This is a genomic window from Bacillus solimangrovi, assembly GCF_001742425.1.
Lineage (GTDB): Bacteria > Bacillota > Bacilli > Bacillales > Bacillaceae_N > Bacillus_AV > Bacillus_AV solimangrovi.
This window is the reverse complement of record NZ_MJEH01000025.1, coordinates 15,308-40,847: the sequence shown is the minus strand read 5'-3', so window position 1 is coordinate 40,847 and position 25,540 is coordinate 15,308. Positions and strand designations below refer to the sequence as shown.

The 25,540-nt window shown below is 33.0% G+C and carries 18 protein-coding genes and 2 pseudogenes; 6 read left to right on the top strand and 14 right to left on the bottom strand.

Going from position 1 to position 25,540, the window contains the following annotated elements:
- The coding region (locus BFG57_RS10400) for a hypothetical protein (protein ID WP_139125107.1) at window positions 1-224 on the bottom strand (224 nt) is incomplete at its 3' end.
- Window positions 225-723: 499 nt separating this feature from the next.
- Here BFG57_RS10400 and BFG57_RS10395 point away from each other — a divergent pair.
- Window positions 724-2,187: a copper amine oxidase N-terminal domain-containing protein gene (locus BFG57_RS10395; RefSeq protein ID WP_069717430.1), complete on the top strand. Its 1,464-nt coding sequence runs from the start codon at window positions 724-726 to the stop codon at window positions 2,185-2,187.
- 145 nt (window positions 2,188-2,332) lie between these two features.
- Here BFG57_RS10395 and BFG57_RS10390 read toward each other — a convergent pair whose 3' ends face one another.
- From BFG57_RS10390 to BFG57_RS18615, 5 genes and pseudogenes are all read right to left on the bottom strand, one after another.
- Entirely contained in the window at window positions 2,333-2,743 is a 411-nt protein-coding gene (locus tag BFG57_RS10390) for an ArsR/SmtB family transcription factor (protein ID WP_083249188.1), read from the bottom strand.
- 189 nt (window positions 2,744-2,932) lie between these two features.
- On the bottom strand, window positions 2,933-4,258 hold the full coding sequence (locus BFG57_RS10385) for an MFS transporter (RefSeq protein ID WP_245676735.1): 1,326 nt from the start codon (window positions 4,256-4,258) through the stop codon (window positions 2,933-2,935).
- Window positions 4,249-5,586, bottom strand: coding sequence for an NAD(P)-binding domain-containing protein (locus tag BFG57_RS10380; protein ID WP_069717429.1), 1,338 nt, complete (start codon window positions 5,584-5,586; stop codon window positions 4,249-4,251). The genes BFG57_RS10385 and BFG57_RS10380 overlap by 10 nt, the downstream gene beginning before the upstream one ends.
- A gap of 437 nt (window positions 5,587-6,023) precedes the next feature.
- Window positions 6,024-6,770: a hypothetical protein gene (locus BFG57_RS10375; RefSeq protein ID WP_069717428.1), complete on the bottom strand. Its 747-nt coding sequence runs from the start codon at window positions 6,768-6,770 to the stop codon at window positions 6,024-6,026.
- Between the two features lie 463 nt (window positions 6,771-7,233).
- Window positions 7,234-7,398, bottom strand: a pseudogene (locus BFG57_RS18615) (sporulation protein YhbH); the annotation flags it as partial.
- Window positions 7,399-7,506: 108 nt separating this feature from the next.
- Between BFG57_RS18615 and BFG57_RS10370 the strand changes: the two are divergent.
- Complete coding sequence (locus tag BFG57_RS10370; RefSeq protein WP_069717427.1) at window positions 7,507-8,859, top strand: DNA methyltransferase; 1,353 nt, start codon at window positions 7,507-7,509, stop codon at window positions 8,857-8,859.
- Between the two features lie 16 nt (window positions 8,860-8,875).
- Here the strand turns inward: BFG57_RS10370 and BFG57_RS10365 are convergent, their stop codons facing one another.
- The 4 genes from BFG57_RS10365 to BFG57_RS18940 all read right to left on the bottom strand — a co-directional run bounded on the left by BFG57_RS10365 (window position 8,876) and on the right by BFG57_RS18940 (window position 15,851).
- Window positions 8,876-11,728 (bottom strand): ATP-dependent helicase, encoded by a 2,853-nt coding sequence (locus tag BFG57_RS10365; RefSeq protein WP_069717426.1) that lies wholly within the window; start codon window positions 11,726-11,728, stop codon window positions 8,876-8,878.
- 903 nt (window positions 11,729-12,631) lie between these two features.
- Complete coding sequence (locus BFG57_RS10360) at window positions 12,632-14,197, bottom strand: recombinase family protein (protein WP_069717425.1); 1,566 nt, start codon at window positions 14,195-14,197, stop codon at window positions 12,632-12,634.
- On the bottom strand, window positions 14,184-15,659 hold the full coding sequence (locus BFG57_RS10355; RefSeq protein WP_069717424.1) for a recombinase family protein: 1,476 nt from the start codon (window positions 15,657-15,659) through the stop codon (window positions 14,184-14,186). The genes BFG57_RS10360 and BFG57_RS10355 overlap by 14 nt, the downstream gene beginning before the upstream one ends.
- Window positions 15,660-15,713: 54 nt before the next feature.
- Window positions 15,714-15,851, bottom strand: a complete 138-nt coding sequence (locus BFG57_RS18940; protein WP_175428325.1) for a hypothetical protein — start codon at window positions 15,849-15,851, stop codon at window positions 15,714-15,716.
- Between the two features lie 30 nt (window positions 15,852-15,881).
- On the opposite strand from BFG57_RS18940, the gene BFG57_RS10350 reads away from it, so the two are divergent.
- Window positions 15,882-16,244 carry a helix-turn-helix domain-containing protein gene (locus tag BFG57_RS10350; protein ID WP_069717423.1) on the top strand — a complete coding sequence of 121 codons (363 nt, stop codon included), beginning with the start codon at window positions 15,882-15,884 and terminating at the stop codon, window positions 16,242-16,244.
- Between the two features lie 82 nt (window positions 16,245-16,326).
- Here BFG57_RS10350 and BFG57_RS19420 read toward each other — a convergent pair whose 3' ends face one another.
- Complete coding sequence (locus BFG57_RS19420) at window positions 16,327-16,455, bottom strand: hypothetical protein (RefSeq protein ID WP_281186663.1); 129 nt, start codon at window positions 16,453-16,455, stop codon at window positions 16,327-16,329.
- A 223-nt stretch (window positions 16,456-16,678) separates the two neighbouring features.
- Here BFG57_RS19420 and BFG57_RS10340 point away from each other — a divergent pair, with 223 nt between their 5' ends.
- The 3 genes from BFG57_RS10340 (at window position 16,679) to BFG57_RS10330 (ending at window position 20,436) form a co-directional block, all read left to right on the top strand.
- Window positions 16,679-18,229 (top strand): recombinase family protein, encoded by a 1,551-nt coding sequence (locus tag BFG57_RS10340; protein WP_069717421.1) that lies wholly within the window; start codon window positions 16,679-16,681, stop codon window positions 18,227-18,229.
- 82 nt (window positions 18,230-18,311) lie between these two features.
- Window positions 18,312-19,217, top strand: coding sequence for a retron St85 family effector protein (locus BFG57_RS10335; RefSeq protein WP_069717420.1), 906 nt, complete (start codon window positions 18,312-18,314; stop codon window positions 19,215-19,217).
- 217 nt (window positions 19,218-19,434) lie between these two features.
- Window positions 19,435-20,436 carry a retron St85 family RNA-directed DNA polymerase gene (locus tag BFG57_RS10330; RefSeq protein WP_069717419.1) on the top strand — a complete coding sequence of 334 codons (1,002 nt, stop codon included), beginning with the start codon at window positions 19,435-19,437 and terminating at the stop codon, window positions 20,434-20,436.
- 133 nt (window positions 20,437-20,569) lie between these two features.
- On the opposite strand, the pseudogene yhbH reads toward BFG57_RS10330, so the two are convergent.
- The 3 genes and pseudogenes from yhbH to BFG57_RS10315 form a co-directional block, all read right to left on the bottom strand.
- Window positions 20,570-21,592: pseudogene (gene yhbH, locus BFG57_RS10325) on the bottom strand (sporulation protein YhbH); the annotation flags it as partial.
- A gap of 181 nt (window positions 21,593-21,773) precedes the next feature.
- Window positions 21,774-24,437, bottom strand: coding sequence for a beta-1,3-glucanase family protein (locus BFG57_RS18935; RefSeq protein WP_069717418.1), 2,664 nt, complete (start codon window positions 24,435-24,437; stop codon window positions 21,774-21,776).
- A gap of 271 nt (window positions 24,438-24,708) precedes the next feature.
- On the bottom strand, window positions 24,709-25,473 hold the full coding sequence (locus BFG57_RS10315) for an alpha/beta hydrolase (RefSeq protein ID WP_069717417.1): 765 nt from the start codon (window positions 25,471-25,473) through the stop codon (window positions 24,709-24,711).
- Window positions 25,474-25,540: the final 67 nt, after the last annotated feature.

Sequence of the window (25,540 nt, the reverse complement as noted above, 5' to 3'; positions counted from 1 at the left end):
ATTTTATACTTAGCTAACTCTTCATCTGTTAAGTCGTTAATATCAACAAGCTCATTTTCAATTTCTACATATCTAGCTGACCCTTCTGTAACTTGAGTAGCTTGTTTGCTTACTTCATCTGTTAACTCAAATACTGCTACTTCCTTATCCATTGATGCGTACGAAACTGCTGATACTCCACTTGCTAATAATCCACCTGCTAATGCTACTGCTAATAAGTTCATAATAACTCTCTCCTTTAAAATATTTTCAATTCATCATGTAGTGCTGAACTGTTTCTCTTTTGCCTTGTATCTCCTTCACAACTCCATTTAACCATTCTCGTTTGTACTTCAAGTGAAACTAACCTGTAGTTCATGTGAAGTTTCTTAACTAATGAAACGTAAAAAAAATCTCTCAGAATATATCTAAGAGATTTCATTAAGTGCAATGTAGATTCAAAATACTAAGTATTTTTGAAAATTAGATATTCGTGGTGAGGATTTGAAAAGAAAATTTATATAATTTAATAGATTTTTAGAAATAGAAATAAATGCATGCTCAACCAAAATACTATGAAACGGCTTATTATCCTTGTTTCTTATTAAAGTATTTACCATATATATGTATATAAGTTTGTTACTATATTATTCACCCATTAATTACACACTGGAAATAATTGACGCTTATTTATTATTAGAGTAAGATATTATAGTTAAAATTTGAAAGGTGGTATACATAGTAATGAAGAAGTTATTTGTAATCGTTTCTGCAGTTATGTTCCTGCTTGTTGGATGTTCTTCCACAGATCCAACATTTAAAGAAGCACTCACTAACTCAATGAAGTCTGATTCATATGAATATAAGACAACATTGTCTGCTGATATTGATGTACAATCTTTAAATCTACCCGAAGAAGATCAGCAAGTTTTTGAACTACTGAAAGGTGGAATAACGCTTGAGCAAAAGCAAGTAAGTCCTGATAGAATTTATGTGAAGTATTCACTTGTCGATGATGAACCGTTACGCAAAATGGGATACTGGTCGGCTGAAGAGCAGGCAGCACTAGAATTCATGGTTGATGTTGATACAGTGTTCTTCAAGACTTCTGCAGATCCTTATTATTTTGAAGTTGATTTTAGTTCTGAAGATGTTGATGTCTCGCTTATGATGGCTGAGCAAATGAAAGCCCAGGAGCTTATGTTAGGCGCTTTTGAAGATTATATGGAACAATTTGATTATGAGATTAACAATCTAAAAGACAAAGGTTGGCAAACAGTTGAAACACCTGAAGGTAGCGAAAAAGTAAGAATGATCCAAGTAAAGTTTGACGTTGAAGATATTCTTGAGTTTGCTTCTTATACACTTGGAAACTTAGCTGAATACGAGAGCTTAAACGACCTTGCAACAGAGTTCACGACATTGTTACCAGAAGATGATAGATTAAAAGAACAAGAATTATCAGATGGTGTTCAAGATTTCCGTAATGGATTGCTTCTAGGAAAAGCATTTATAGACGGAACGACTAAGGAAAGCCTCGAGCAACTGTATGAAATGGATATCGATTTCTCAATTGAATCAGAGATCGGGCTTTCTAAACCAAAGAAGTCGATGGTAAGTGAAAATACAGAAATTAACTTAAATCTACGTGATCAGGATACTGGTGAAAACATAAAGGCAGTAATCAACAGTGAATCACTGATTTGGAATGTTAACAAAAATGTCGAATTACCAACGGTAGATAAGGCAGTCGACTACGAAGACTTTGTAAGTTCAGTAGGAAACATTAAACAACTACCAGATTCTACACCTGTGAAAAAATATTTATTAGATGAATTTAGAGCTGAATTCTATATTGATGAGCCATATGCATTCATTAGATCAGATTGGTTTGAATATGATGAAGCTTCTTATATCAGTAATGGTAGAACAATGGTTCCAGTTACAGCGATCACTGATTGGTTAGGTGGAAGCTCAAAGTGGAATCAAGAAACACAAACATTGAAAGTAATGGTTGATAATCAAACATTTGATTTCACATTAAGTAGTAATAAAGTAATCGTAAATGGTACAGAAAAAATGTTGAATGCACCGTTTGAAATAAAGAACGATACTAGCTTTGTTCCAGTATCATTTATTGCAAAAGAAATTGGAGCTAAGATTGACTTCTATCCTGATTACTATACAGTTGATATTTATTTTGAATAAGAAAAAATAAAATGCCTACTCCTATTACTTAGGGGTGGGCATTTTGTTTGATAGTAGTGATCATTATGATTTACTGGTCGATCAACATTCCGATCTTAATCAATTTTGTTTGAAAGAAGTACGAACTGAAAGAGTTAATCAACATCTATTTTTTACTGCAACATGCATCTCCGTTATTGCTCGTAGTATCAGAATGAGCACTACAACAGACCTCTTCTGTATCGTTATTTATATCTGAAGAAGAATTAAATAAACGAATAAGTTCTTCAGGCAACAAATGATTTAATTCTTTCATGTTTAGATGATAATAACTCCATGTTCCTCTTGTTTCTCTTGTTAAAATATTTGCATCGAATAATATTTTTAAATGATATGATAATTTAGATTGAGTCATATTAACAATTGGAGCTAAATCACAAACACACATTTCACCCTTTTGGTTTAGTATATTCAGGATATGAAGTCTCTTTTTATCTGCTAGTGCCTTAAACTTCATTTCATATTTTAAAAAGGTTTGCTCTGATGATAGGTCTTGTAATGTAATTTGATTATCCATGTGTGCTCTCCTTGTGTCATGCTATTTATTGTTAGATATTTCAAAATAATAAATCATTATGTTTTTAAATCGAATTTTCTTGATTAATGTAATTATAACCTGTGATTTTCTGTGATGCAATTTATTAATCAAACTGTTTTGATTTAACAAATTATATATACACCCTATAAAAATCTAAATACCCTCATTTTACTTATTTTTTGTAATTAAATTTGATTGGCTACTATTATTCTCGACGTTAGCTTTGGAACTCGTTAGTAACCAAAATAACGATAATAATAAAGATACTCCAGCAGATATCCAAAATAAATTTGCCAAACCAACCTTTTGCTCCATTATGTAGCCGGTAATGGGTCCGAGCGCTGAACCAAAGTCTACAACTATAGCGTAGATAGTCATAATGAATACTTTATTATTTACTCTCGAAGCACAATCCGTAATGATTGAATCAATGATCGTATTAATAATCGAAGCAATTATTAGATTAATAAACAATATTGGCAACCAAATTCCCAAATGAATTGGTAAAGGAATTAAAAATAAAAAGATAGCTGAACAAACTAAAAACACTTCAAGTAAGGTATTTTTTTGCTTTGTTTTATCAAGTATACTCCCAACTTTAGGAGTAATAAACGGTAAAACACCCCACCTTAATGCCTGAATTATTCCTGCAACCGTTGCTGCTCCTATTACGATTCCAACTAACTCAATTTCATTTGTAAGTTTTATATCGATAATATGACTTAATATAGCCGTTAACATCCCCATAAGAAGCATATTAAAAAGTAATGCTGTAAATAGTATTTTTACAATTGTTTTATTCATATTTATTTTCAAGTTACGAATTAAAGATGTTTTCACTTTTTTAACTTGATTTTCATTTGTATAAATTGCTTTTGGAATGTATTTAAAAACAAAAGAAATACAAAAAAATGCTAAGGTTCCTAATACAATACTTATTATTTTCAAACCGAATAAATCAGCGAAAAATCCACCAATTAACATCCCAACAAGGCTTCCAAGATTAAATAACCCATTATAAGTTCCCACCAGATTGCCTCTATTTGTATCAGTGGAGAGTTGCAAAATTAATAAATACCCCCCAAGTTTGAATAGAGCCCATGCAATTCCCCAAGTAGCTCTGAGAATAATCCAAATTCGAAAATCTGCAACAATTCCGTAACCAACAGTAGAAATACCACTTAATACGACCGCAATCAGAATGACCTTTCGAAAATTTACTTTTTTGTAGATATACCCTATTAATGGATTTAAAGGAAGCCTTACAAACCGATTGATTGAAAGAAGCATTCCCACCTGTACCAAGGAAGTTAATCCAATTTCCTTCCATTGAGTAGGCAATACAATATATAACATTGCGTCTCCAGCTAAACACAGTGCGGTAATGAGGGCAAGTGCGATAATAGTTTGTTTACTTGATGAATCCGATTGCTCCTCTAATTTGTGAGAAGCAATCGGATATATCTCATTTTTACTTTTTCTTTTTAACCACAACATGAATTTCCATTGTTACTATTAGTATTTGGACTAGGGTCACAACAGCTATTCACAATTCCTTTTCCTATACCTGAGCTACAAACCCCTGTTTCAGGTAAATCTAAATGCACTTCTTTTGCTCTTTCTAGATCTCCTGTTAAATAATCGACTATAGAACGAACTTGTTCATATCCTGTTGCAAGTAAAAATGTTGGCGCCCTTCCATAACTTTTCATTCCAACGATGTAAAAGTTTTTCTCTGATTGTCTTAATTCTGCTTCACCATGTGGTCTTACAGTTCCACAGCTATGAATATTCGGATCAATCAAAGGTGCTAAAGCTTCTACACTCTCAACTGTTGGATCAAGATCTAATCTAATTTCGTTTAAGAATGAAACATTGGGTCTAAATCCAGTACTAACAACAAGTTCATCGATATTACTTATCTTTACTTCGTCTGTGTTCATATCACCATTGACACTAATTTTCCCCATATTCTCTCTAACATCACGAATATAAAAAGGTGTAAGGACTTTAATCTCGTTCGATTCCACCAACTTTTGAATTCTAATTCCAAGCTCTCCACGTGCTTGTAATTCATCATTTTCCTGTCCACCATATGTCTCACGAACATGCTTCTTTCGAAGTACCCAATAAATCATTGTATCTGGAAATTTTTCTTTTAATTGTGCGAAGTCAAGTAGTCCATTAATAGCTGAATGTCCACTACCTACGACCATTATCGATTTATTTTTATAACGGTCTTCTAGTTCATTTACGTTAGGAATTCCATAATGAATCCGATCTTTTAACTGTTTTTCTGCTTTTGTCCAAATGCCGTTAGATAGTGCAGGGTTAGGACTTTTCCAAGTACCAGATGAATCGATGACTGCTTTTGCTTCGAACACTTTTATTTTCTCATCAATTTCTACATAAACCTCGAAAGGCACATTTTCTCTTTGAGCTGTTTTTAATTTATTTAACCCTTTCTTCGCAACACCGACAACTTTTGCATTCAAAACGATGTTCCCTTGTAGTTCTGGAAGTTTACTTAGTGGTAAAAGATACTTTTCTACAAGATCCTTACCTGTTGGTAAATCATCTTCATATGGAGCTAACCAGCCTGAATGTTCAAGTAATTGTCTTGAAGCCTTATCAATGTTATATTTCCAAGTAGAAAACATCCTTACATGCCCCCACTCAAGAATACTGGAACCAACCGTATGTCCTGCTTCAAATAAAATGAAGTCCTCTCCTTTTTTTGTCAATTGAGCAGCTGTAGCAAGGCCAACTGGTCCACCACCAATTATCGCAACTGGAAGAGAAGAATTTTGCGTTTGATTCATTTTCCATTACCTCCTAAAAAAGGGTTATTATATTTTTAAAATCAAAAATAATTGATTAATCATATCGAAAAAAATTGATTAATAGGCTATAATTGATTAAAGAAGATACTAAATATTATAACAGATTTTTTTAGGAATAAATTGTATTTTAACAGCATCTTATTAAATCAATTTTTTTTGATGTTTTTATTATAACAACAGCTCCTCTCTTACACAAGTAATAAATCAATTTTTTTTGATTTTATATATTCATAATAAAATTCACCTTTGTTTTGGCTATGGTTTTTAGTTCGTAGATAGATGTTTAATGAGCCTAAATAAAAAACAGCTACCACTTTGAACTGTACCTCCAATTGTTTGATTATATGTCTAACAACTGGGATGCAGTTCACTTAAAGTAACTGTTTTTTGATATGTATTTCTTTAAATTAATTTACTTATTCCAAAGTAGAAGCTACAGCAAGACTTGTATTGCGAACCTCATCTGAATCTAATTCTTTATTATACTCAATAAGAACGTCGTAGCCATTGTTCTCTCCATATTGAACGAGGCTATGGTTAACCATTACTGCACCACGCAGTTCTTCTATTGGGTGATTATCTGCTATTTTCTCTTCATACACAAAGTATCGATCATATTTTTCTTCTAGTTCAGGATAGTCAGCCAAATCAATCTCTTGGAATGTAAATCCTTCTTCATTAGCTTGTCTTTCTTTTAAAATTTTAATTGTAGCTTCATCGCTTTTTTTGATATCAATATTGTCAGAAACATATTGTCCATTTTCATTTTCTTCTACAAGTTTTGAAACATAAATTCCAGCTCTACCGTTTTCGAATTGAAGGGGCGAACTTGCTGCATCATAGTCTCCCTCTTCTTCGCTATAGAATTGTCTATCAGTGAAATTCATTTCATATTCTTCAAAAGCCTTAATCTTTTTGCCTAGTTGCAACTCTTGAGTAACTGCTTTAAATGACATTGTTTCACCTTTTACTGTAAAAGTAACTACATCATCAGATGGTTCCTCTAACGTTTCTGTCGTTGTAGCTTCTTCTGTTTTCTCATTTGTGTCTGCTGTGACCACTTCTTCTGTAGTTGTTTCCTCTGTTTTCTTTTCGTCTCCAGAACATGCTGTTAAGCCGATAAGACTTGCTGATAGTACTGATAACATAATTAATTTCTTCAATTTTTATTGCTCCTCTTTGATGTAAGATAAGGATTTAGTATACACTAACATTCTTGTTTTTGACAACTATTTTAATATAGAGTAATTAATACAAATTTTAGTAAATGTGAATAGTAAAGGTTGCTTTATAAATACAGTGAAAAACGATCAAAAAAGTCCACAACGTAACTACTGATGGTTTTAAAAGTAAATTTTGTAACATTAAAAGAAGAAATGAACGACTTCAACTTCAATCCATCTCGTAGAATAAAATTCATTTTATTTCAAAACAGGTTTTCGTAATTTGTTATTTAAAAATAACGAATATTTAATTTCATTCATGTAGTTTAAGGAGAAAATAAAAGCTTTTATTTTGCCAGCTAATAAAAAAGTTCTTTTCCTAGTAAGAGAATATTAATACATATGTTTTTCTCAACTAACTACGCAAAAAAAAGACAGCCCTCTTAAGAGACTGTCTTTAAATTTACACATATACTTTATCTGCCTCTTCCTTTCGAAAGAAGCTCTTCATCGCATTATAAACATCTGATTTTTGCTTTAAAATATAATGGCGGAATTTTTTATCGTCGATGCTTTTGTATGCTGACATGAGTGTGGAGTGTCGGTTGTATTGGTACAATAGGCCATGTTGTAACCAGAAGGTTATTCACTTTAAATTATTAATTTAAATTTTTAAATAACCTGGAAGTTAATATATTTTTAATATATACTAGCATTGAAAGAGGAGGTGCAATACTTGTTAAATGATACAGATAAACAAATAATTGAATCTATTGAAAAGCGTATTGCATTAAATCCTGACTATTGGAGTTTTAAAGAAATACGCAAAAAAAGTGGTATCCATAATATTATGCGATATCCAGCAACCATGGTTCCACAAATGTTAGAGGAGCTCATTACCATTTTAGCTGCGGAAACAAATAGTAAAAATATTTTAGATCCATTTATGGGTTCAGGAACTGTTCTTGTTGAAGGTATAAAAAACAAACTAAATGTATACGGTATTGACATTAATCCAATGGCTTATCTATTGTGTAAAGCAAAAACTCAATACGTAAGTACTATTTCTCTAGAAAAAGAATACACTCAACTTATTAATGATATAGAACTAGGTCTACCCTTAAAAAAGATTCATCATTTCACAAATATAGATAAATGGTTTCGTAAGGACATCATTATTGAGTTATCAAAATTAAAAACTCGTATAGAAAGTATTTCAAACAAGCGAGTAAAACTAATTTTTATGATATGTTTTGCTGATACTATAACTGATGTTAAAAACTCACGATCATCAACTTGGAAATTGCATGCTAAATCTACAGAACAAATTGAAAATTTTACATATGATGTACTAAATCAATTTTCCAAAAAATTAAAGTTAACAATAAGTTGGTATAAAAGTCATCTGAATGAAATTAAACTTAATAGCCAACAAAAAAACTCAATTGGTGTAAAAGCAAAAATTTCATGTGGAGATAGTCGTAATTTAAAAAAATCTTTATGCTTAAAGGATTCAAGCATAGACTTAATTGTTACATCTCCGCCTTATGGTGATAACGGAACTACAGTTCCATATGGTCAATATTCTAGTTTGCACTTATTTTGGTTAGAAAATAATAAAGAAATGAAAAAATTCAATACTGAGCTGTTTAAAACTTTTAGTTCAGTTGATAGTCTAAGCTTAGGCGGAAAATTATACCCTATGAGTTTTATTCATGAAACTGAAATTCTTAAACAATCAAAGTCTTTATCTGATTATATAAATAAACTCCTTATAGAAAAACAAGAGAAAAAAGCACGTAAAGTATGTAGTTTCATCATTGATTTTTCGGATTCATTAAGGGAACAAATTGATGTTTTACGTAGCGATGGTTATATGCTACTAGTAGTAGGAAATAGAAAAGTACACAATATAACAGTTCCCTTCGACGACATTATAAAAGAAATCGTATCAAAAAAAACTTTCCTTGTTACATCTTTCCAAAGAAATATTTATAATAAAAAAATTGCAAAAAAAGTCTCAAAAGTAGGAAATTCAGCTGTCGAAACGATGTCAAAAGAAACAATATTAATCCTCAGAAAAAAATAAAGCCTCTTTTGAGGCTTTATTTGTTACAGGAATTCTCATAATCACAATGGTTGCATTTACTTCTATCTATTGTAGCAGCTTTCTCGTAAATATTATTAGAGATTTTATCATGTAATTCCATAATTTTATCTTTTGTTGTTTTAAGATCATTTAGAGTAACAGAAGATGGAGATGATTCTTTGTTATTTAGAGAATAAGAATGTATAGCAGTTGGTATTTTCCCAGTAAATTCGTAATATCCAAGTGCATAAATTTTTAATTGAGCATTCTTCGATACAGTTGACAATGCGTCATCTGAAGATTTAAAATCTACAACAATAATTTCTCCTGATTTATTATTCTTAACAAGATCTACACGACCATTAACAAAAACAGAATCATTCATTTTAAAATCGACACGTTGTTCAACTAACTCAATATGCCGGAATGTATCTGCATTCGTATTAAGGTAGTTTGAAATAACATTCATTGCAGACTTTTTCATATCCTTAACTAATTGTTTCATATGATTACCGTGAGGTAAATGAAGATAATTATCAACCAGTTTTTCAATATCTTTTTTTTCATTAAGTATTTTCCCAGTATTTGCATAAGTTTTATGGATGTGTTCAAGAATATTATGAAGAGATTTCCCATAACCCATACGAACATTCATAGGTGGTTTAAATCCCATTATTGAATTTAGTTTAAACTTGTGTGGACATTCAAAAAAGTCATTTATAGTCGTAAAATCAAAAACCATCTTATTAGGTCTGTGTTCATTACTTTCTTCTTGGTAACGAAATTCTTTATTCAAAAAAATATCAACATTATAGTTAACATAAGGAGAATTAGAAGCTAAAGCATATGGTTTAGGCATTTTATGAACTGCCCTTTTACAACCTGGTTTCTCGTATTCATTTGATTTTGTCATGAACAAATACTTTTTACTTCGAGTTACTCCTACATAAAACAACCTATTCAATGATTCATTTTTTTCCTTATATCTATTTTTAATATCTTTAATTTCAATCTGATTATCAGCTTCGAGAATCCCCCATTCATTGCGCCCTCCCCCACTAGCAGGAGGGAATAAATATTGTTCGCATAAATGAGGCATGAATACTACAGGAAATTCTAATCCTTTTGATTTATGTATACTCATAATCCTCAAACATTTATTTTGTAAAAAGTTCGGTGTAAGCCATCCCTCAGGATACACATTATTGACATCATGTTTCAAAAATTTCAAGAAATAATATAGCCTGTTTTTAGGAATACTTCTAAAGTAAATTTTTTCGAAGTCATCGATTATTGTACTAAATGATGCTAGATTATATAATATACGTTCATTTTCTTCAGTTTCAGATAAATTAAATAAATCCAAAGTAATTATAATATTCTGATATAAATCTTGAAGTGTAAAATCATAAAAATTCAAAGTATCACTGGCAAAGAATTTCTTTTTTTGTTCCAAGAAGTAAGAGTTTAGTTTATCCCACATTTCATCTGAAACATTAAATACACTAAAGATATCCGTTTTAGTTTGTAAACTCCCATACTCCTCATCATACTCTTCTAATGTTTTACCAATTAAGTTATTTATAAAATAATAGAACAATTTTATTATTTCTATTACTTCCTCTTGTTCAAGGAGCTTCTTTGTCCCTTCAATTATATATGGTATACCTGCATCATCAAGCATATTAAGAAGTTCTGGGTTAAAATCTCTAAGTTTTCCTGGTGAATATACAAGAATAGCCATGTCATCATAACCTATAGTTTTACTGTTACCTTCTTTGTCTGTAAGAATTGAACCTTTTAATTTTTCTATCGCTTCTACAATAAAAGAGTTTTCTTTTGTTATATTATCAAAATCATGTTTTGAAATAATATCCCCTTGTTCATATTGATAAGTCTTGTTTGAATCTAGACGTTTATCAAACCTTTTCTTATTTGCCTTTACTACACTTTCTGCAGTTTTTACTATACCTTCACTTGAACGATAATTAATATTTAACGTTTCATTCACACTACCACTAAACTGATTTTCAAAGTCTAGGAAGTTGTCCACATTGCTACCACGCCAGTTATATATTAGTTGATCATCATCCCCAACTACACAAATGTTAATTTCAGGATTAATCAAATGAAGTTCTTGAAGTATTAAATTTTGAATAGTATTTACATCTTGATACTCATCTATAAATATGAACTTTATTTGCTCAGCAATATAGTTTCTAAAGCTATTATTATTGACCAGAGAATGATAAAATTCATTTTGAATTCCTGAATAATCGAAAAATAAATTATTCTCTAATAGATTAATATATTCAGCATATGCACTTGATAAGCCACTGTTTAAATCATTAGGGTTAATGCATTCTTCTCTAATAAAGTTAAATGTATTAAGTAAAGCGGTTAAATCATTCCAAATATATGGCTTAAGTTTATTCGAATTAATTTTTGCTTTGTTGCCAGTACCTGTCTTATAAGGAATTGTAGAAAATATATTTTTATTGTTAAATTCTTTCTTCATTAATAGTTTAGCTTGGATGTCTGAAATAATATCATACTTCCTGTATTCGGGGAAATATTCTTTTAATGTTTCTAAACAGAAGCTATGAATAGTTCCAACTTTAATTTCTGAAAGTCCATGTAAATTTCCCGTTAAACTCTCATACTTAGAAAATATTCTCTCTTTAAATTCTCCTGCAGCTTTTTCTGTAAACGTAATTGCAACAACTTCATTAGGGCTAGCTTTACCACTTTGTAAAATGTTAATAAGTCTTCCAACGGTAGTTGATGTTTTCCCTGCACCTGCACAAGCAGTTACACCTAGATTATCTGTTAGGTTATTTATACATTTTAATTGATTATCATCGTACATCGAAATCCCCCTAAAAAAGAGCTATTTACTACTACGAAAAAAACAAATAAATATTAAAGCTAAACTAATATGTATTTTACAGCGAAAATTACAGAGCATTGCAATTTCAACTACAAAACTCTATATTTTAACACAGGACCCCCAGGGACATACTCTATTGTCCAAAAATTATAATTAATAATATACATTAATAGAACTAATTTTTTGCACTTCAAAAGACTGGAGAAAAACAATAGAGATTTTATCTTCTACTTTTTATATAACTCACAAGAATAGTCATAAATTATAATTTCAAAAAATTTTCATTACTACAAATAATGATAACATTAAATACCATATATTTTAATGTTTTTCTTTTCAAAAGGCAGTATACAAATTACTGGTTCATATTTTTACGTTTTTCATTTGATCTATTTTTCATATGAATACAAATATCTCAATATCAATTAAATCAACTAGTAAAGTAAAGGGGCTATTCAAATACCAAAAAATGGTCAAATTAATTGTTTTTTTCGAGCATCATTGTGGATAACTCTAAACATTTGGTTACTAATAATTGAAGGGCCTTGCAGATTAAAATACTAAAAGTTATGACAACCTTTACACCGTACCAATGGAATTAACCATAAAACCGTAATACTGACGTTAATATTTTAATAATTAGGACATAACCACCGAGCATGTTTATTCTCCTGAAAACATGACCATAATAATGAACAAAGACTTGTCCAGTATTCACAAGGGACAAGCCTTTATCCAGTCTTATCAAGCTCGGCAGCTAGGTAGGGTAGGGATAGCGACCCTCACTAATAACCGAACTCAACTTTACTAAATTTGATTTTCCTCACCCAAAAACCGAGCTACTATAAATAAAGTGACCATCTCCAATTTCAGAAGAGACGGTCAGAATAAAAATTCCATTTGGTTTGTTATTTCTTTTCGTTTTAAATCATTTCTCAATGTATATGATACTTTTTGTTCTTTATTGATTTCAATTTTTTCTACTAATTGAACAAGAAGTCTTCGAATGTCACTGTTTTCAAGATTGTCTTGGTCTTGAAGAGCACTGTTCAATGCGAGCTGCAATGATTGTGAATTAAGTTGATTTTGTTTCAACTCGGTTATCTCTTTCATCTTTTCTTTGATTAAATGTTTTGTTAGCTCAATCCGATTATTTAGATTAACACGGTAAATCGTTATTACATCCATGAGTTTCTTTGAGCGCTCACTAATATCAGCTTTCATTCGTTGCTGTAATTCATTATGTAATTGATTGGCTTGCACTTCGTAGTTGCCTAAAGCAGATTCTAGTCCTTTAATGTCATCTTCAAGTTTCAAAATGTCTCGATTAATACTATTCACAACACCTTGTTGTATTTTTTCTGGATTACTTAATCGAATGTCATTAAGTACTTGGGTTAATACGTTTTCATGAAGTTCATCTGCATCAACCCGAACAGAGCATGAGGAACATTTATAGATTTTACTTCCATACTTTTTGCCATTACTACCACTTGTTCTTTGATCCTTTGTTTGTAAAGGCTTTTGACAATGTTTACACAATACCAAGCCTTTTAATAGAAAGCTGGTTTTAAAATGTTTAGGTGTAATTTTCCGATTGCGTTTGTTCATATATAGTTGCCAACAATGCTCCCATTGTTCTTCAGCAATGACTGGCTCAATGTAACTGCTCTTTATCAAAATCCATGATTCTCGGTCAATAAATGTACCTTTAGCATTCGGTTTACGCTTGCCCCAGCTTATATAACCAGCGTAAAAGGGATTGGTCACGATGGCTTTCACTTTATCTTTCGTCCATTGCTTACCGTGATTACTTTCTTTAGGTAATTGCTTTGCAATCGAATTGAACCCTTCAGCTTTCATATAAAGGTCATAAATCTCTTTTACAATAACTAACTCTTCGGGGAAAGTGATAAAACGATGCTTCTGTTTATCATAACGATATCCATAAGGAGCTTTACCACCAGTCCAATGTCCATGTTTCGCTCTTGATATTAAGCCATCACGCGTTCTGGTTTTGATATTGTCAGCTTCAAACTTTGATAGTCCATCATAGAGCAACTGAACAATAAGTTCATCTTCTTCTGTATCATATAGGCGTTCTGAACGACTCTCGATAATTGGGATACCATAGAGGCGCATCGTCATTCGTATTTGCTGATGCTCGATTGGATTTCTTGCTAAACGGTCACTGCTATAAATTGCTACAAAGTCGAACTGTTGATTGTCTGCTGCGTTTAGTAATTTGCTCAATGCTTTACGCTGAGCAATATTTGTCTTTGTTGCTGAAACGCCTGAATCTAAGTATTCATTAGTGATTTTGCAACCATATTTTTGAACTAAGTTTTCAACAGAATTTCGTTGCATCATCATTTCTTGTTTGTCTGTAGAGTGACGACCATAGAATACAGCCTTCATTCCAGGCTTTAATACTTTAGATAGAGGCATGAGGTGTTGCCCCCTTTACTTCTAAAAATGGATGTTTGAAAACAACTTTATATGATTGAGGTGAGATAAGAACTGTCTCAATAATATCCTTAAACAACTCTTTTTGTTGTTCAGAACTCATGGGTATTTGAATAGTTTCTGAGAAAGCAGGAAGGTCTTGCATTTTTACTTTTTCAGTGAGTTCTTTTGATTCACATAAATCCTGCAAATGGTCGTCTCGTTCTTTCTTTTCTACTGAGAGTTGGTCATACATCTTAATTAATTGATTTTCTAATTTTTCTTTCTCGTCAGTACGTTTTTCATAAAACCATTTCTCAGTTTTTACAACTAACTTTTTGTTTAATTGAGTTATTTTATTGTCGAATAGTTCGACTTGAACGTTCGCTTCATCTTCATATTGTTGGTTATAGCGATGAAACAGTTCCTGAAAATTTGATTTAACTAACGCATTGATAAAATCAATGCAGTGTTGCAATAGTTTCTGCTCAACCATCGTTTTTTCTATAGCTACCTTAGCATGGTTTTTACATACATATTTGTAAGTTACCTGTTCTTTGCGCCTGTATGCTTTTCCGATAAGAGGAGAGTCACATTTCTTACAAATTACTAGACCTTCAAGCAAGTAAGGTACATCGTTAGTAATTCGTTTTGTCTTAGATGAAGAAAGCTTATCAAGCAATGCGTTTGCTTCCATCCATTGGGCTTCATCCACTACAGCAAGATGTTCATACTTTCTTTCTAATGTCTGATTGGTGATTGTTAATGTTCGTAAACCCATGTATGTTGCATTCATCACGGTTTTCTTAATTAAAGATACAGTCCATGATTTATCATTTCTTGTGTATTGTCGCTTGTCCATTACCTGCTTTAGTTCTCGCAGTGATTGGTAGTCGCCTGTTACTAGTTCATCAAAGATAAACTTAACAACTTCAAGTTCAGACTCATTTAGTTCAATTGTTTTAGTAGATTTATCGTATGAATAACCAAATGGTAGGTTACCGGGATTTATTCCACGTTGGAAGTTTGCTTTTATCGTTTCTTGAATGCGTTCAACAATTTGTTCACCTTCTCGCTGAATGATACCAGCCATTAATAACTCAAGTAGTTCACCAACAGCTGAGAATTGAATAGGTACTTCATTTTCAGCTGTAAAAATGACATTCACATCTTTCTCACGTAATAGGTGATAAACCTCAATATAATCAACGGCTTTTCTTGCTAACCGATCTCGTTTATATACAAAGAGGTTTTGAACTTGTCCATTATTAATATCTTGTAGCAATTCACTTAAACCTTGTCGTTGTTCCTTCATTGTTTTACGTCCTGATACGGCTTCATCTACATATTCTCTTTCAATTGGTAGCACATGGTTTATCGAACAGTTTGTAGCCATTTGTCGTTGCATTTCAATTGAGTTCTCTTGAATGCTCGTGGAACTGCGATAATAGGCAACTGTTTTCATATACTCCTCCTTCATCTAGTTGTTCTATTACAACCTATGCTGTTTTAAGAGGGGCTAGTCCTTTGGATTTGATTGCTGTTTTAGAAGTTGCTTTTTTACGATTTCAATGTATATTTCAAACCACTTCTTTGCGGCTTCTGGGTCGTGTACATAACTAATTGATTCTAACGTTATTTCACGTTTTCTCTTCATCACATTCACCTTTCTAGGAGGCTTTAACTTATGAATGAACTTGGACAAAAGATACGAACAATTCGAACTCAAAAAGGGATAGGGCTTAATGCACTAGCAAAAAAATTAGATATTTCATCTGGTTATCTCAGTAATCTCGAAACAGGAAAGACTGATACGGTACAGCTTTCAATTATTCCTAAACTGCAACAAGAACTGAACATTAATTGGAGTGATATTTTTCAGTCTGAATCGAACTCAACTGAGCAATTTAATGAAATCCACTTCCGTATCGAGCGATTAAGTCACCACCTTAAAGAGCTTGAGAAGATTAGACCAGATATTGCTCAATACCTTATTTCAATCGTGGAACAAGGGATCGACACCTTTCAAGAAGGTCAACCATATCATTAGCAAAACTCCTATTCTTTATTCACTATCTGGGCAATCGTTCATAAAAATGAATAATAGTAAACAAAAAGAGAGAGCCTAACCACTAGTAATTAGTGATTGGGCTCTCTTCTTCTGTTTGACAGCTTACAGCTGCTTCAACCATGGCTTTTAAAATGGGATTCTGTTTTTCCCACTCTTGTTTGTACCATTCTCGTTGTTGTTCCTTATCCATTAATGCAAGTGACGAATGTATGACTACAGTCGAATTTCCATACTTAAATTCTTTGATTGTCCATTCCCCCTTTGTCTATCTGTATGCAAAAGGAGAAGGAGGACATCCCAATTGTTCTTCATCACTTCTCGACATCCAATTCATTCGCAAGTTATTACTCATTCATGCATATATATCATTTTAAAGGTACGGTTATGGACAAGTATTCAGGCAGGTGAACAAGATGTATCGACCTACAAACCTTGATGTTTTTATATACTTACGCAAAAGTCGAAAAGATTTAGAAGAAGAAAAACGTGCTAATGAAGAAGGACGCGGCTTTGATACATTAGAACGTCATCGCAAGCAACTATTCGACCTTGCCAAGAAAGAAGATCACAACATCATTGATATCTATGAAGAAATCGTTTCTGGAGAATACATTTCAGAAAGACCGAAGATGCAAAAACTTCTACGTGAAGTTGAGTCCGGCATTGTAGATGGCGTACTTGTAATGGACCTAGATCGACTTGGCCGTGGTGATATGGTCGACCAAGGGACAATTTATCGTGTATTTCGCTTTTCCGAAACACTCATCATTACACCTACTGAAATTATTGATCCGAATGATGAAAACCAAGAGCTTACTTTCACAATAAAATCACTTGTTGCTAGAGAAGAATTAAAAGCAATTGTAAAACGTATGCAACGTGGTAGAAGAGCATCTGCAAAAGAAGGAAAATCAATTACTAAAGCTCCTCCATATGGCTACTTGCGTGATGATAACTTAAAACTATATCCAGACCCTGGAAAAAGCTGGGTCGTGCAGAAAATTTTCGAATTGATCGCAAATGGACATGGACGAAAATCTGTTGCTGAAGAATTAGATAGATTATCTATTAAACCACCTGAAGGAGTTTATTGGAACCCTTCAACAATCTCAGCTATCATCAAAAACGAAGTTTACCTTGGACATATTATTTGGGGCAAAGTAAAATACATCAAACAAAACGGGAAATATCAACGCCGAAAAATGCCCGAAGAACGCTGGCAGCGTCATGACAATGCCCATGAGCAAATCGTTCCTCGAGAACTATTTGACAAAGCAAATACATCTCATAAAAAGCGTTGGAGACCTCCAACTACAAAAACAAAGAAACTCTCAAACCCTCTCGCTGGTATTTTAATTTGTGAATTATGTGGTCATTCAATGGTCTATCAACCACGAAAAGATCGCCCAAACCCACAAGTAAGGTGTGTTCAGTCTTCATGTAAAGGAAAGCAAAAAGGGGCGGCACTATCATTAGTAGAAGAACGAATTTTGCAAGGACTTAAAGAAATTGTCGATACATTTGAAATACGGGAGGAAATGATTGAAAAGAAGCAAGAGCAGAATAGTGATATACCGTTGAAACAAAAAGCTTTGAAGAAGAAAGAACAAGAACTTGAGGAATTGAATAAACAGAAAAGTAACCTTCATGACTTCTTAGAGCGTGGGATTTATGATGTGAATACGTTTATGGAACGGCAGAAATCGATAGTTGAGCGTATTAAAGCTGCTAAGACTGAAATGGGGCAACTTAAGAAAGAAATCGAGAAAGAATCCTTTCAGGAAAAAAGCATGCATGAGTTTGCTCCGAAAATTAAAAGTGTGTTGGAGGCTTACCATGTAACAGAGGATATTGAAAAGAAAAATCGGATGCTTAAATCTGTTCTTGAAAAGGTTTCTTATATCAGAAAGAAAGATTGGAGGGAGAAAGATGAATTTGTAATTGAAATTTTTACTAAATTATAGAAAATTATTATACACTTCAACCATTTTTCATACTCCATAGTATGGTATAATTATCTAAATTTTTTTTATAGGATGATAAGAGATGTCTAAAAATTACAAAGAATCTTTAAATAAAAGTTTTAATTTATCAATGGGACAAAAACTTTATGAACTTGTGTTACCGTTTATACAAAGTTCTATGCGAGAAGAATTTAATATTTTTCTCATAGGCAGTGATATAAAAAACAAACAAAGTTTAAGAGCAAAAATTTATAATTCATTAGAAAATAACCAGAATTTCAATATTTTTTTTCCTGAATTAATATTTGAAGAACAAATTTTTCAGCAATACCATGATTTATTAACATTAGAGAATTTGCTTGCTGAAAGCGTTGATGCCGTAGTTATGTGTGTAGAGAGTCCAGGGTCTTTCACTGAGTTAGGGGCTTTTTCAAATCACGAGCAATTAAAAAATAAATTAGTTGTATATTTAAATTCAAAATACAAAAAAGATAAAAGCTTTATTAATTTAGGACCAGCTAAGTTTTTAAAAAAACATACAAACTCTAAAGTAATACATATAAATCCAGATGAAGAATTTGATATTTATAAGAAAAAAAAATTAATGCAAGCTATTAAGTCTATAAAAAATCAGGGCTCATTACTAAGATATAATTTATCAAATCCCCTGTTTGCCGAAAAGTTCCTATTAGCTCTTTTATATGTATTTGAAAACTTAAATAAATACGAAATTACTGAAGTTTTTAATCATATTAATAGTAACTCTTCTCTTAACAATACGGATAAAGGAATACCTACTTCTTGTTTAAGTATTTTATCTCAAAGAGGGGAACTTATATATAATTCGAACAAAAAACAGTATACTTTATCTGCTAAAGGAAGAATTAAGTTAACAGAGGAATATTCTAACAAGTTTATTCATGGTAAACTAGACAATATTAGGGTAAGAGTGTTAAACTTCAAACTAAGAAAATTAAAAATGGTCTAAAGATTCCTTAGAATCCGTCTTTGGAATAGTGTTTCGCTATTCTGGTATAAACACACATTTTTGCAAAACATCACCATAAAGATTGCCATCTTTATGGCGCTGTTTCGCAAATTACACTTAATTGTGCTCAAGAATCTTTACATTCTTAACCCCAATTAAGTGCAATTTAATTTTGGTAAGGTTCTTTAGACCTAATATTTTTTATGGTGTGATTAATTTGAGTAATATAGCAAGCAGATTTTTAAACCTTCCTACTATTAATAACTTAAAGGACCTTTCACTTTTAATGAATTTAAGTGAACATTTCCTTAATCAACTATCCAGAAACGTTGATTATCAATACAAAGAAGTAAAAATCAAAAAGAAAGATGGGTCGAAAAGATTATTAGCTTGTCCAACCCAACGCTTAAAGGCCGTCCAAGCATGGATTCTAAGAAACATATTAGAAAAGTTATCCTGTGATAGTTCAGCAACTGCTTATATTAAAGGATACAATCTCAAAAATAACGCACAAATGCATACTGGTAGTAGCTTTTTTCTATGCCTTGATATAAAAGACTTTTTTGGTACTATTCCTCAAAAACATGTATATCAACTATTTAGAGCTTTAGGTTACAATGAACATGTTTCAATTATTCTTTCAAACTTTTGTTGTTACAAAGGAGTATTACCACAAGGAGGAGTAACTTCTCCTATTCTTTCTAATCTAATTAACATTAGGCTTGATAGAAGAATCCAAGGCTACGTAAGTAAAAGAAATATAACATACACAAGATATGCTGATGATATTACACTTTCAGCAAATAACCCTGACAAATTAATAAAGGTTAAGGGTTTTGTTGAAAAAATTATTAAAAATGAAGGTTATATATTAAATGAAAATAAAGCAAGGTTCTTAAGACCTGGTAATCTAGTAAAGATAACTGGCTTAGTAATATCCACAGATGGCTCTATTAGTATAGGAAGAAAGAAAAAGAGACTTTTAAGAGCAAAAATACATAAATTATACTTTGATACAAACTTAAGTAAATTAGAAAAAGACAAGTTATCATTACATATTAATGGATGGTTCTCCTTTTTAAGGTCCATCGATCCCGATGGACTTAATCAACTTAAATTATATACAAAAAAACTTAAACAAAAAAAAATCAAACAAAAAAAGTATAAAATCTCACAAAAAATGAATAAACAAAAAGAACATCAATTATCAATTTTTTAAAAAAATAGCCCTAACAAGCAACATTGAACATTTTGAAACAGCAATAATTTTTTTCAAGTTATTGCTGTTTTTATGTACTTTCATTTTAATATTAAAACCTACACTCTAATTCAGGCAGGGTACATCCTCGCCAACTATACTGATTCACTTCCCCATACCCGAACATGCTACTTTTCTTCATTAGTTCTTCCACGTATTTTAGACAGCGTGCGTTGTCGGATGTTAGGTTGTCGCCATCTGAGAAATGGAATGGATAGATGTTGTAGTGTGTAGGTGAATATTTCGCATCAACAAGTTCGAGTGCTTTGCGATATGCGGATGAACAAATCGTACCTCCGCTTTCGCCTTTTGAGAAGAAGTCGTCTTCAGATACGACTTTGGCTTCGGTATGGTGTGCGATGAAGACAATTTCGACAGTTTCGTATTTCGTACGAAGGAAACGTGTCATCCAGAAGAAGAAACTGCGTGCCATATATTTTTCCCAGACACCCATTGAACCTGACGTGTCCATCATGGCAAGTACAACTGCTTTTGATTCGGGACGAACAACTTCATTCCATGTTTTGAATCGTAGGTCTTCTTTCGTAATTGGAATGAACCCTGGTTCTCCACGCATCGCATTTCGTAAGAATGCATTTTTCATCGTACGTTTCTTATCTATGTTACCCATTAGACCTGTTTTTCGTACATCATTGAAGGCGATGTCTTCAACGACATTTTCATCACGTTCTTTCTGTTGGAGATTCGGTAATTCAAGTTCTTTAAATAATGCTGCTTGAAGTTCTAACAGTGATACTTCTGCTTCATAATAATCTTCACCTGCTTGGTCACCAGGTCCCTTGCCTTTTCCTGCTGCTTTCTGACTTGGAGAACCATCGCGCGCAATGACATCTCCTATTTTACTGTCACCTTCACCTTGACCAACATGTTTATTCTTATCATAGTTATAACGAATTTTGTATTCATCTAATGAACGAATTGGAATTTTGACGACATCACGACCATTGGACATGACGATGTTCTCTTCAGTAATCAAATCCGGAAGATTATTCTTAATTGCCTCCTGCACTTTCTCCTTATGACGCTGTTGATCTTCAAATCCCTTGCGGTGGAGGGACCAATCTTCCTGAGAAATGACAAAGCTCTTGTCTTCCATTATCCTTTCCCCTCCTTCAAGTTCAATTATTACCCAACATTATGACAATGAAGGGTTATACTATAGTATGCAAAACTTGTATGAACTTGCGACTTAGAAAGAAATTTCAGCGAGAAAAAGGGTTCATTCCCTACTGCATAGTCAAATTGCAGTAATGGAATGAACCCTAATCGTTAAGCTATTACCAGCCTACATTAATGATCAATGCATCTGGGTTTGGATGTTCTAATAACGTACTGAAGTTTCTTACATCATCGTAAGCAAAGCCATAAGCTAAGCCATCAATGCTGTAATCATGCCAGAATTTCGCATAGAAGTTTGCTGTATCATTTTGATAGAAGGCATCATCATTACTCCAATTCGCTGGGTCATACATGATTCCTCGGTTTAATGCAGCACATAATTGCGCTTCTACTACTTTTTCATCTGGTGTTCCTGTGTCCATTGGACCTGAACATTCTAGAACTTGAAGTGTTGTTGGTTTTCCGTTAATCGTTAAGTTAGCAGGTCCACCGTTTTTCGAGAAGACAAAGTTATCTCCTACAACACGACCGTTGAATGTTCCAGCTTCTGTCGTGAAGTTCAACTCATTTGTACGATAATAATCCCAAACTTCATCTACATAGTTATCGAAATAGTTAGCGTACATGCCGCCTTCCTTAAATTGACCTTTACCAGGTGCAACAATTCGATATGGCTCTTCAACTAATGTTTGGAATTCTGCTGGCATTTCATTTTTGAATGCAGCGAAAATTTCATCACGTGAATACGTTTCACCTACGATTCTGTCATATCCGCCAGAACCTAGTAATCTAGTTGTAATTGGGAAGCTAAACTGATCCACTCGAGTTGAGTTACCGTGATAACCCCACTGGTCAATTGTGAATTCAATCCACTCGAAATAAATATCTTGGTTAGGATCTGTTGGATTGTTTAAGTCTGGTCCAGCAAATCCAACGCGACCATCAGCAGCCATGTTTAATTTAATATACATTGGGCTACCAACACTAATAAACATTCTTCCAGAATCAATCTCTGGCATTGAAACCCAATCAATGTCACTCATCTTAGAGAAATAGTTCGGATAGTTTTGTCCATTTTTCGTTAAGTGACCTGGTGCATCATTGTCACTAACTGAACTTGGAATTAAGTTACCATTTTGATCTACATAACTAAGCTGACGTGTTTCTTTGTTATAACCAAGGATAGCCCAATAAATTTCATCATCAGAATATTGTCCACCAGTTCCATTTTGTAACTGGAATGTCATAACACCGTTCCCAGAAGGAATTGTTCCCGGGTCTGGAGTCGGTTCTGGTTTTGGTTCTGGTTTTGGTTCTGGTTTTGGCTCTGGTGTTGGTTCTGGTTTAGGTTCTGGTTTTGGCTCTGGTGTAGTAACTGAGTCCTTCGTAAATGTAACCCAGTTCAAGTTTCCAATTCCACCTGCTGCACCTTTGAATACAAAATACACATCATGTGTACCAGTTACATTTGAGATAGCGGCAGACTTCGTAACCCAAGATTGCCATCCACCAGTATTATTGATAGCAACTGTTCCAACCAAATTTCCATTTGGACTATCTAGTCGTACTTCAATTGTTCCACCATTAGATTGACTAGCTACACGAGCTTCAATACCTTTTGCTCCGCTCGTACCAAAATCAACATTTTCAAAAGCGATGTAGTCTCCGTTGTCAGTCCAACCTACATTTCTTCCACCGTTTGCATCAGTTGTTGCTTCTGTTTGAATACCACGCATAGAGTCGTAACTTTCAGCTTCAATTTTTGCATACGCATCAATTTTCGCTGGGTTTGGTTCTGGCTCTGGAGTCGGTTCCGGTTCTGGTGTTGGTTCCGGAGTCGGTTCTGGCTCTGGTGTTGGTTCCGGCTGAGTCACAGTTCCAGTCGATGTAAGTTTCATTTCATTAATGCGAACAATTTTCGCTGTTCCTTTACCTTCAAATCGAATAAATTTAGCATTATTTAAGTTTGCTTGAAAATCAGATAATGGAATTTTGATTGTTTGGTAAGCGTTAGTAAGGTTACCGTAATCTGATAGTTTTAAAGAACGATTTGTTCCATCATTTAAAATGATGTTGATGAACTGCTCTTCTCCACCATTTCCACCTTTTAACGAAATTTCTAGCGTATCGTAGTTTGAGATATTTCTATTTAAGTATTGATCAAATGATTGACCTGCTGTTCCACCGTTAAAGAAGAAATATAGATTTGCTTCTCCTTCAAGGTTGTATGTTCCACCATTTTTTGTAATTGCTTGACCTAAATCGTTTTTATTAGCATTCCATTGCGTCCACTTATTAAAGTTATCAATTACAAGTGGCTCAACATCTGTATTTGGTTCTGGTACAGGTGCTGGTTCTGGAGTTGGCTCCGGTTGTGGAGTCGGTTCTGGTTCTGGTTTTGGCTCTGGAGTTGGCTCTGGTTTAGGTTCTGGCTTTGGTTCTGGTTTCGGCTCCGGTGTTGGTTCCGGAACTGTTGTTGCACCGTGTACACCTTCAAATGTAGGTGTATTATATGCAGGCGTGCCGTTGTTATATGTGAATGAGTAGCTAATCACATCTCCTGATTTCAAATTGTTAACATCTTGTGTAAATGTTGATCCCGATCTGTTCATTCTTACATTTTGTTGAACACCTGAGTTTACTTTGTAATGAACATCAACCCAGCTCGTGTTTACATTCGAAGTGAACGTAATTTGTGATTTCGTTCCACTTAATGTGTTAACACTATGCTGGTAATTAGCTGCTGCTTCAATATTACCGCTAAACAATGGTGAGATAATCATCGATAACACCATCATCACGGAAATTATTTTTTTCAACATATTGTTACCTCCGAGAAGTTATTGATTCGTACAACCATAGAAAATATTTTTTTCTATTAGAAATTTAATTCACCGTAATCTCCCTTCTTTTTATTTCACATAGTAGTACGAGGGTTAACATTAGTTAATGAGGGTAATTTGTACGTTGAAAACGTTTGTTAATATTTCAGTAACATATGTAACATAAGTGTGGCCCTACATTTTTAGTAAGAGCATGAACTTACCATGCTTACGAAATAGGAAGTTCTCCCCTTCTCTTACTCTCGTTTTCTCATAATAAAAAAGAACAAATACTAGGGATTCGTTTTTGAAAATAAGCGTAACTGTGCTCAGCATTATTAATCGTTTCAAAGTGTGTGACTGAAATTTTATCTTTTACCATTTCATAAATCGCCTTATTAGATATGACAAATTCACGACTCACCGCTTCATTATGACTTAACTCTTTTGTTCCACAATCTAAGTAGAATCTATCCACTGTTGATAAGTTTGTATTTCGGATTAACTGCTCTATTTCTTCTTGATTTCGAAAATAAGCAGATGAAATGGCTGCAACTCTAGTAAAAATATGTGGGTATCTACACATCGCATACGTTGAAATAAGTCCACCTAATGATATTCCACCCATATATGTTTGCTGCTTCAATGTTCGAAACTCATTATCAATATAAGGTTTCAATTCCTTCACAATGAAATCAACATAGTCAGTGCCCTTTCCACCTAAGGAACTTACATTTCCTGTGATTCGCCTACTATATTCACCGTTTACCCACGGGCAAAATTCATTTATTCGATCTTCACCTGTTTTCGAATCAATTGCGACAACAATAATTTCCACATCATGTTGATCGAAATAACGTTCCAATAATAAAGATGTTCCACCAACTGCTTCTTCATCGTTCAATACATTTTGTCCATCATGCATATATAACACTGGATATGAATGCTCTTCTACTTTATATCGTTTCGGAACGTATATACGTATCGTTCTCTCTTCATTTAATATCGTCGAAAAAAATGTAAACTTCTTAATCATGAACTTCTCCCCTAACTCTTTTACCTATTTTTCTCTCAAATTAGTAATAAGTTATAATGATATTTAC

Excerpts from the sequence above, each read along its gene's own strand:
- BFG57_RS10395 (WP_069717430.1), top strand. The coding sequence starts at position 724 with ATGAAGAAGTTATTTGTAATCGTTTCTGCAGTTATGTTCCTGCTTGTT.
- BFG57_RS10390 (WP_083249188.1), bottom strand. The coding sequence starts at position 2,743 with ATGGATAATCAAATTACATTACAAGACCTATCATCAGAGCAAACCTTT.
- BFG57_RS10380 (WP_069717429.1), bottom strand. The coding sequence starts at position 5,586 with ATGAATCAAACGCAAAATTCTTCTCTTCCAGTTGCGATAATTGGTGGT.
- BFG57_RS10365 (WP_069717426.1), bottom strand. The coding sequence starts at position 11,728 with ATGTACGATGATAATCAATTAAAATGTATAAATAACCTAACAGATAAT.
- BFG57_RS10360 (WP_069717425.1), bottom strand. The coding sequence starts at position 14,197 with ATGCCTCTATCTAAAGTATTAAAGCCTGGAATGAAGGCTGTATTCTAT.
- BFG57_RS10355 (WP_069717424.1), bottom strand. The coding sequence starts at position 15,659 with ATGAAAACAGTTGCCTATTATCGCAGTTCCACGAGCATTCAAGAGAAC.
- BFG57_RS18940 (WP_175428325.1), bottom strand. The coding sequence starts at position 15,851 with ATGAAGAGAAAACGTGAAATAACGTTAGAATCAATTAGTTATGTACAC.
- BFG57_RS10350 (WP_069717423.1), top strand. The coding sequence starts at position 15,882 with ATGAATGAACTTGGACAAAAGATACGAACAATTCGAACTCAAAAAGGG.
- BFG57_RS19420 (WP_281186663.1), bottom strand. The coding sequence starts at position 16,455 with ATGGATAAGGAACAACAACGAGAATGGTACAAACAAGAGTGGGAAAAA.
- BFG57_RS10340 (WP_069717421.1), top strand. The coding sequence starts at position 16,679 with ATGTATCGACCTACAAACCTTGATGTTTTTATATACTTACGCAAAAGT.
- BFG57_RS10335 (WP_069717420.1), top strand. The coding sequence starts at position 18,312 with ATGTCTAAAAATTACAAAGAATCTTTAAATAAAAGTTTTAATTTATCA.
- BFG57_RS18935 (WP_069717418.1), bottom strand. The coding sequence starts at position 24,437 with ATGTTGAAAAAAATAATTTCCGTGATGATGGTGTTATCGATGATTATC.
- BFG57_RS10315 (WP_069717417.1), bottom strand. The coding sequence starts at position 25,473 with ATGATTAAGAAGTTTACATTTTTTTCGACGATATTAAATGAAGAGAGA.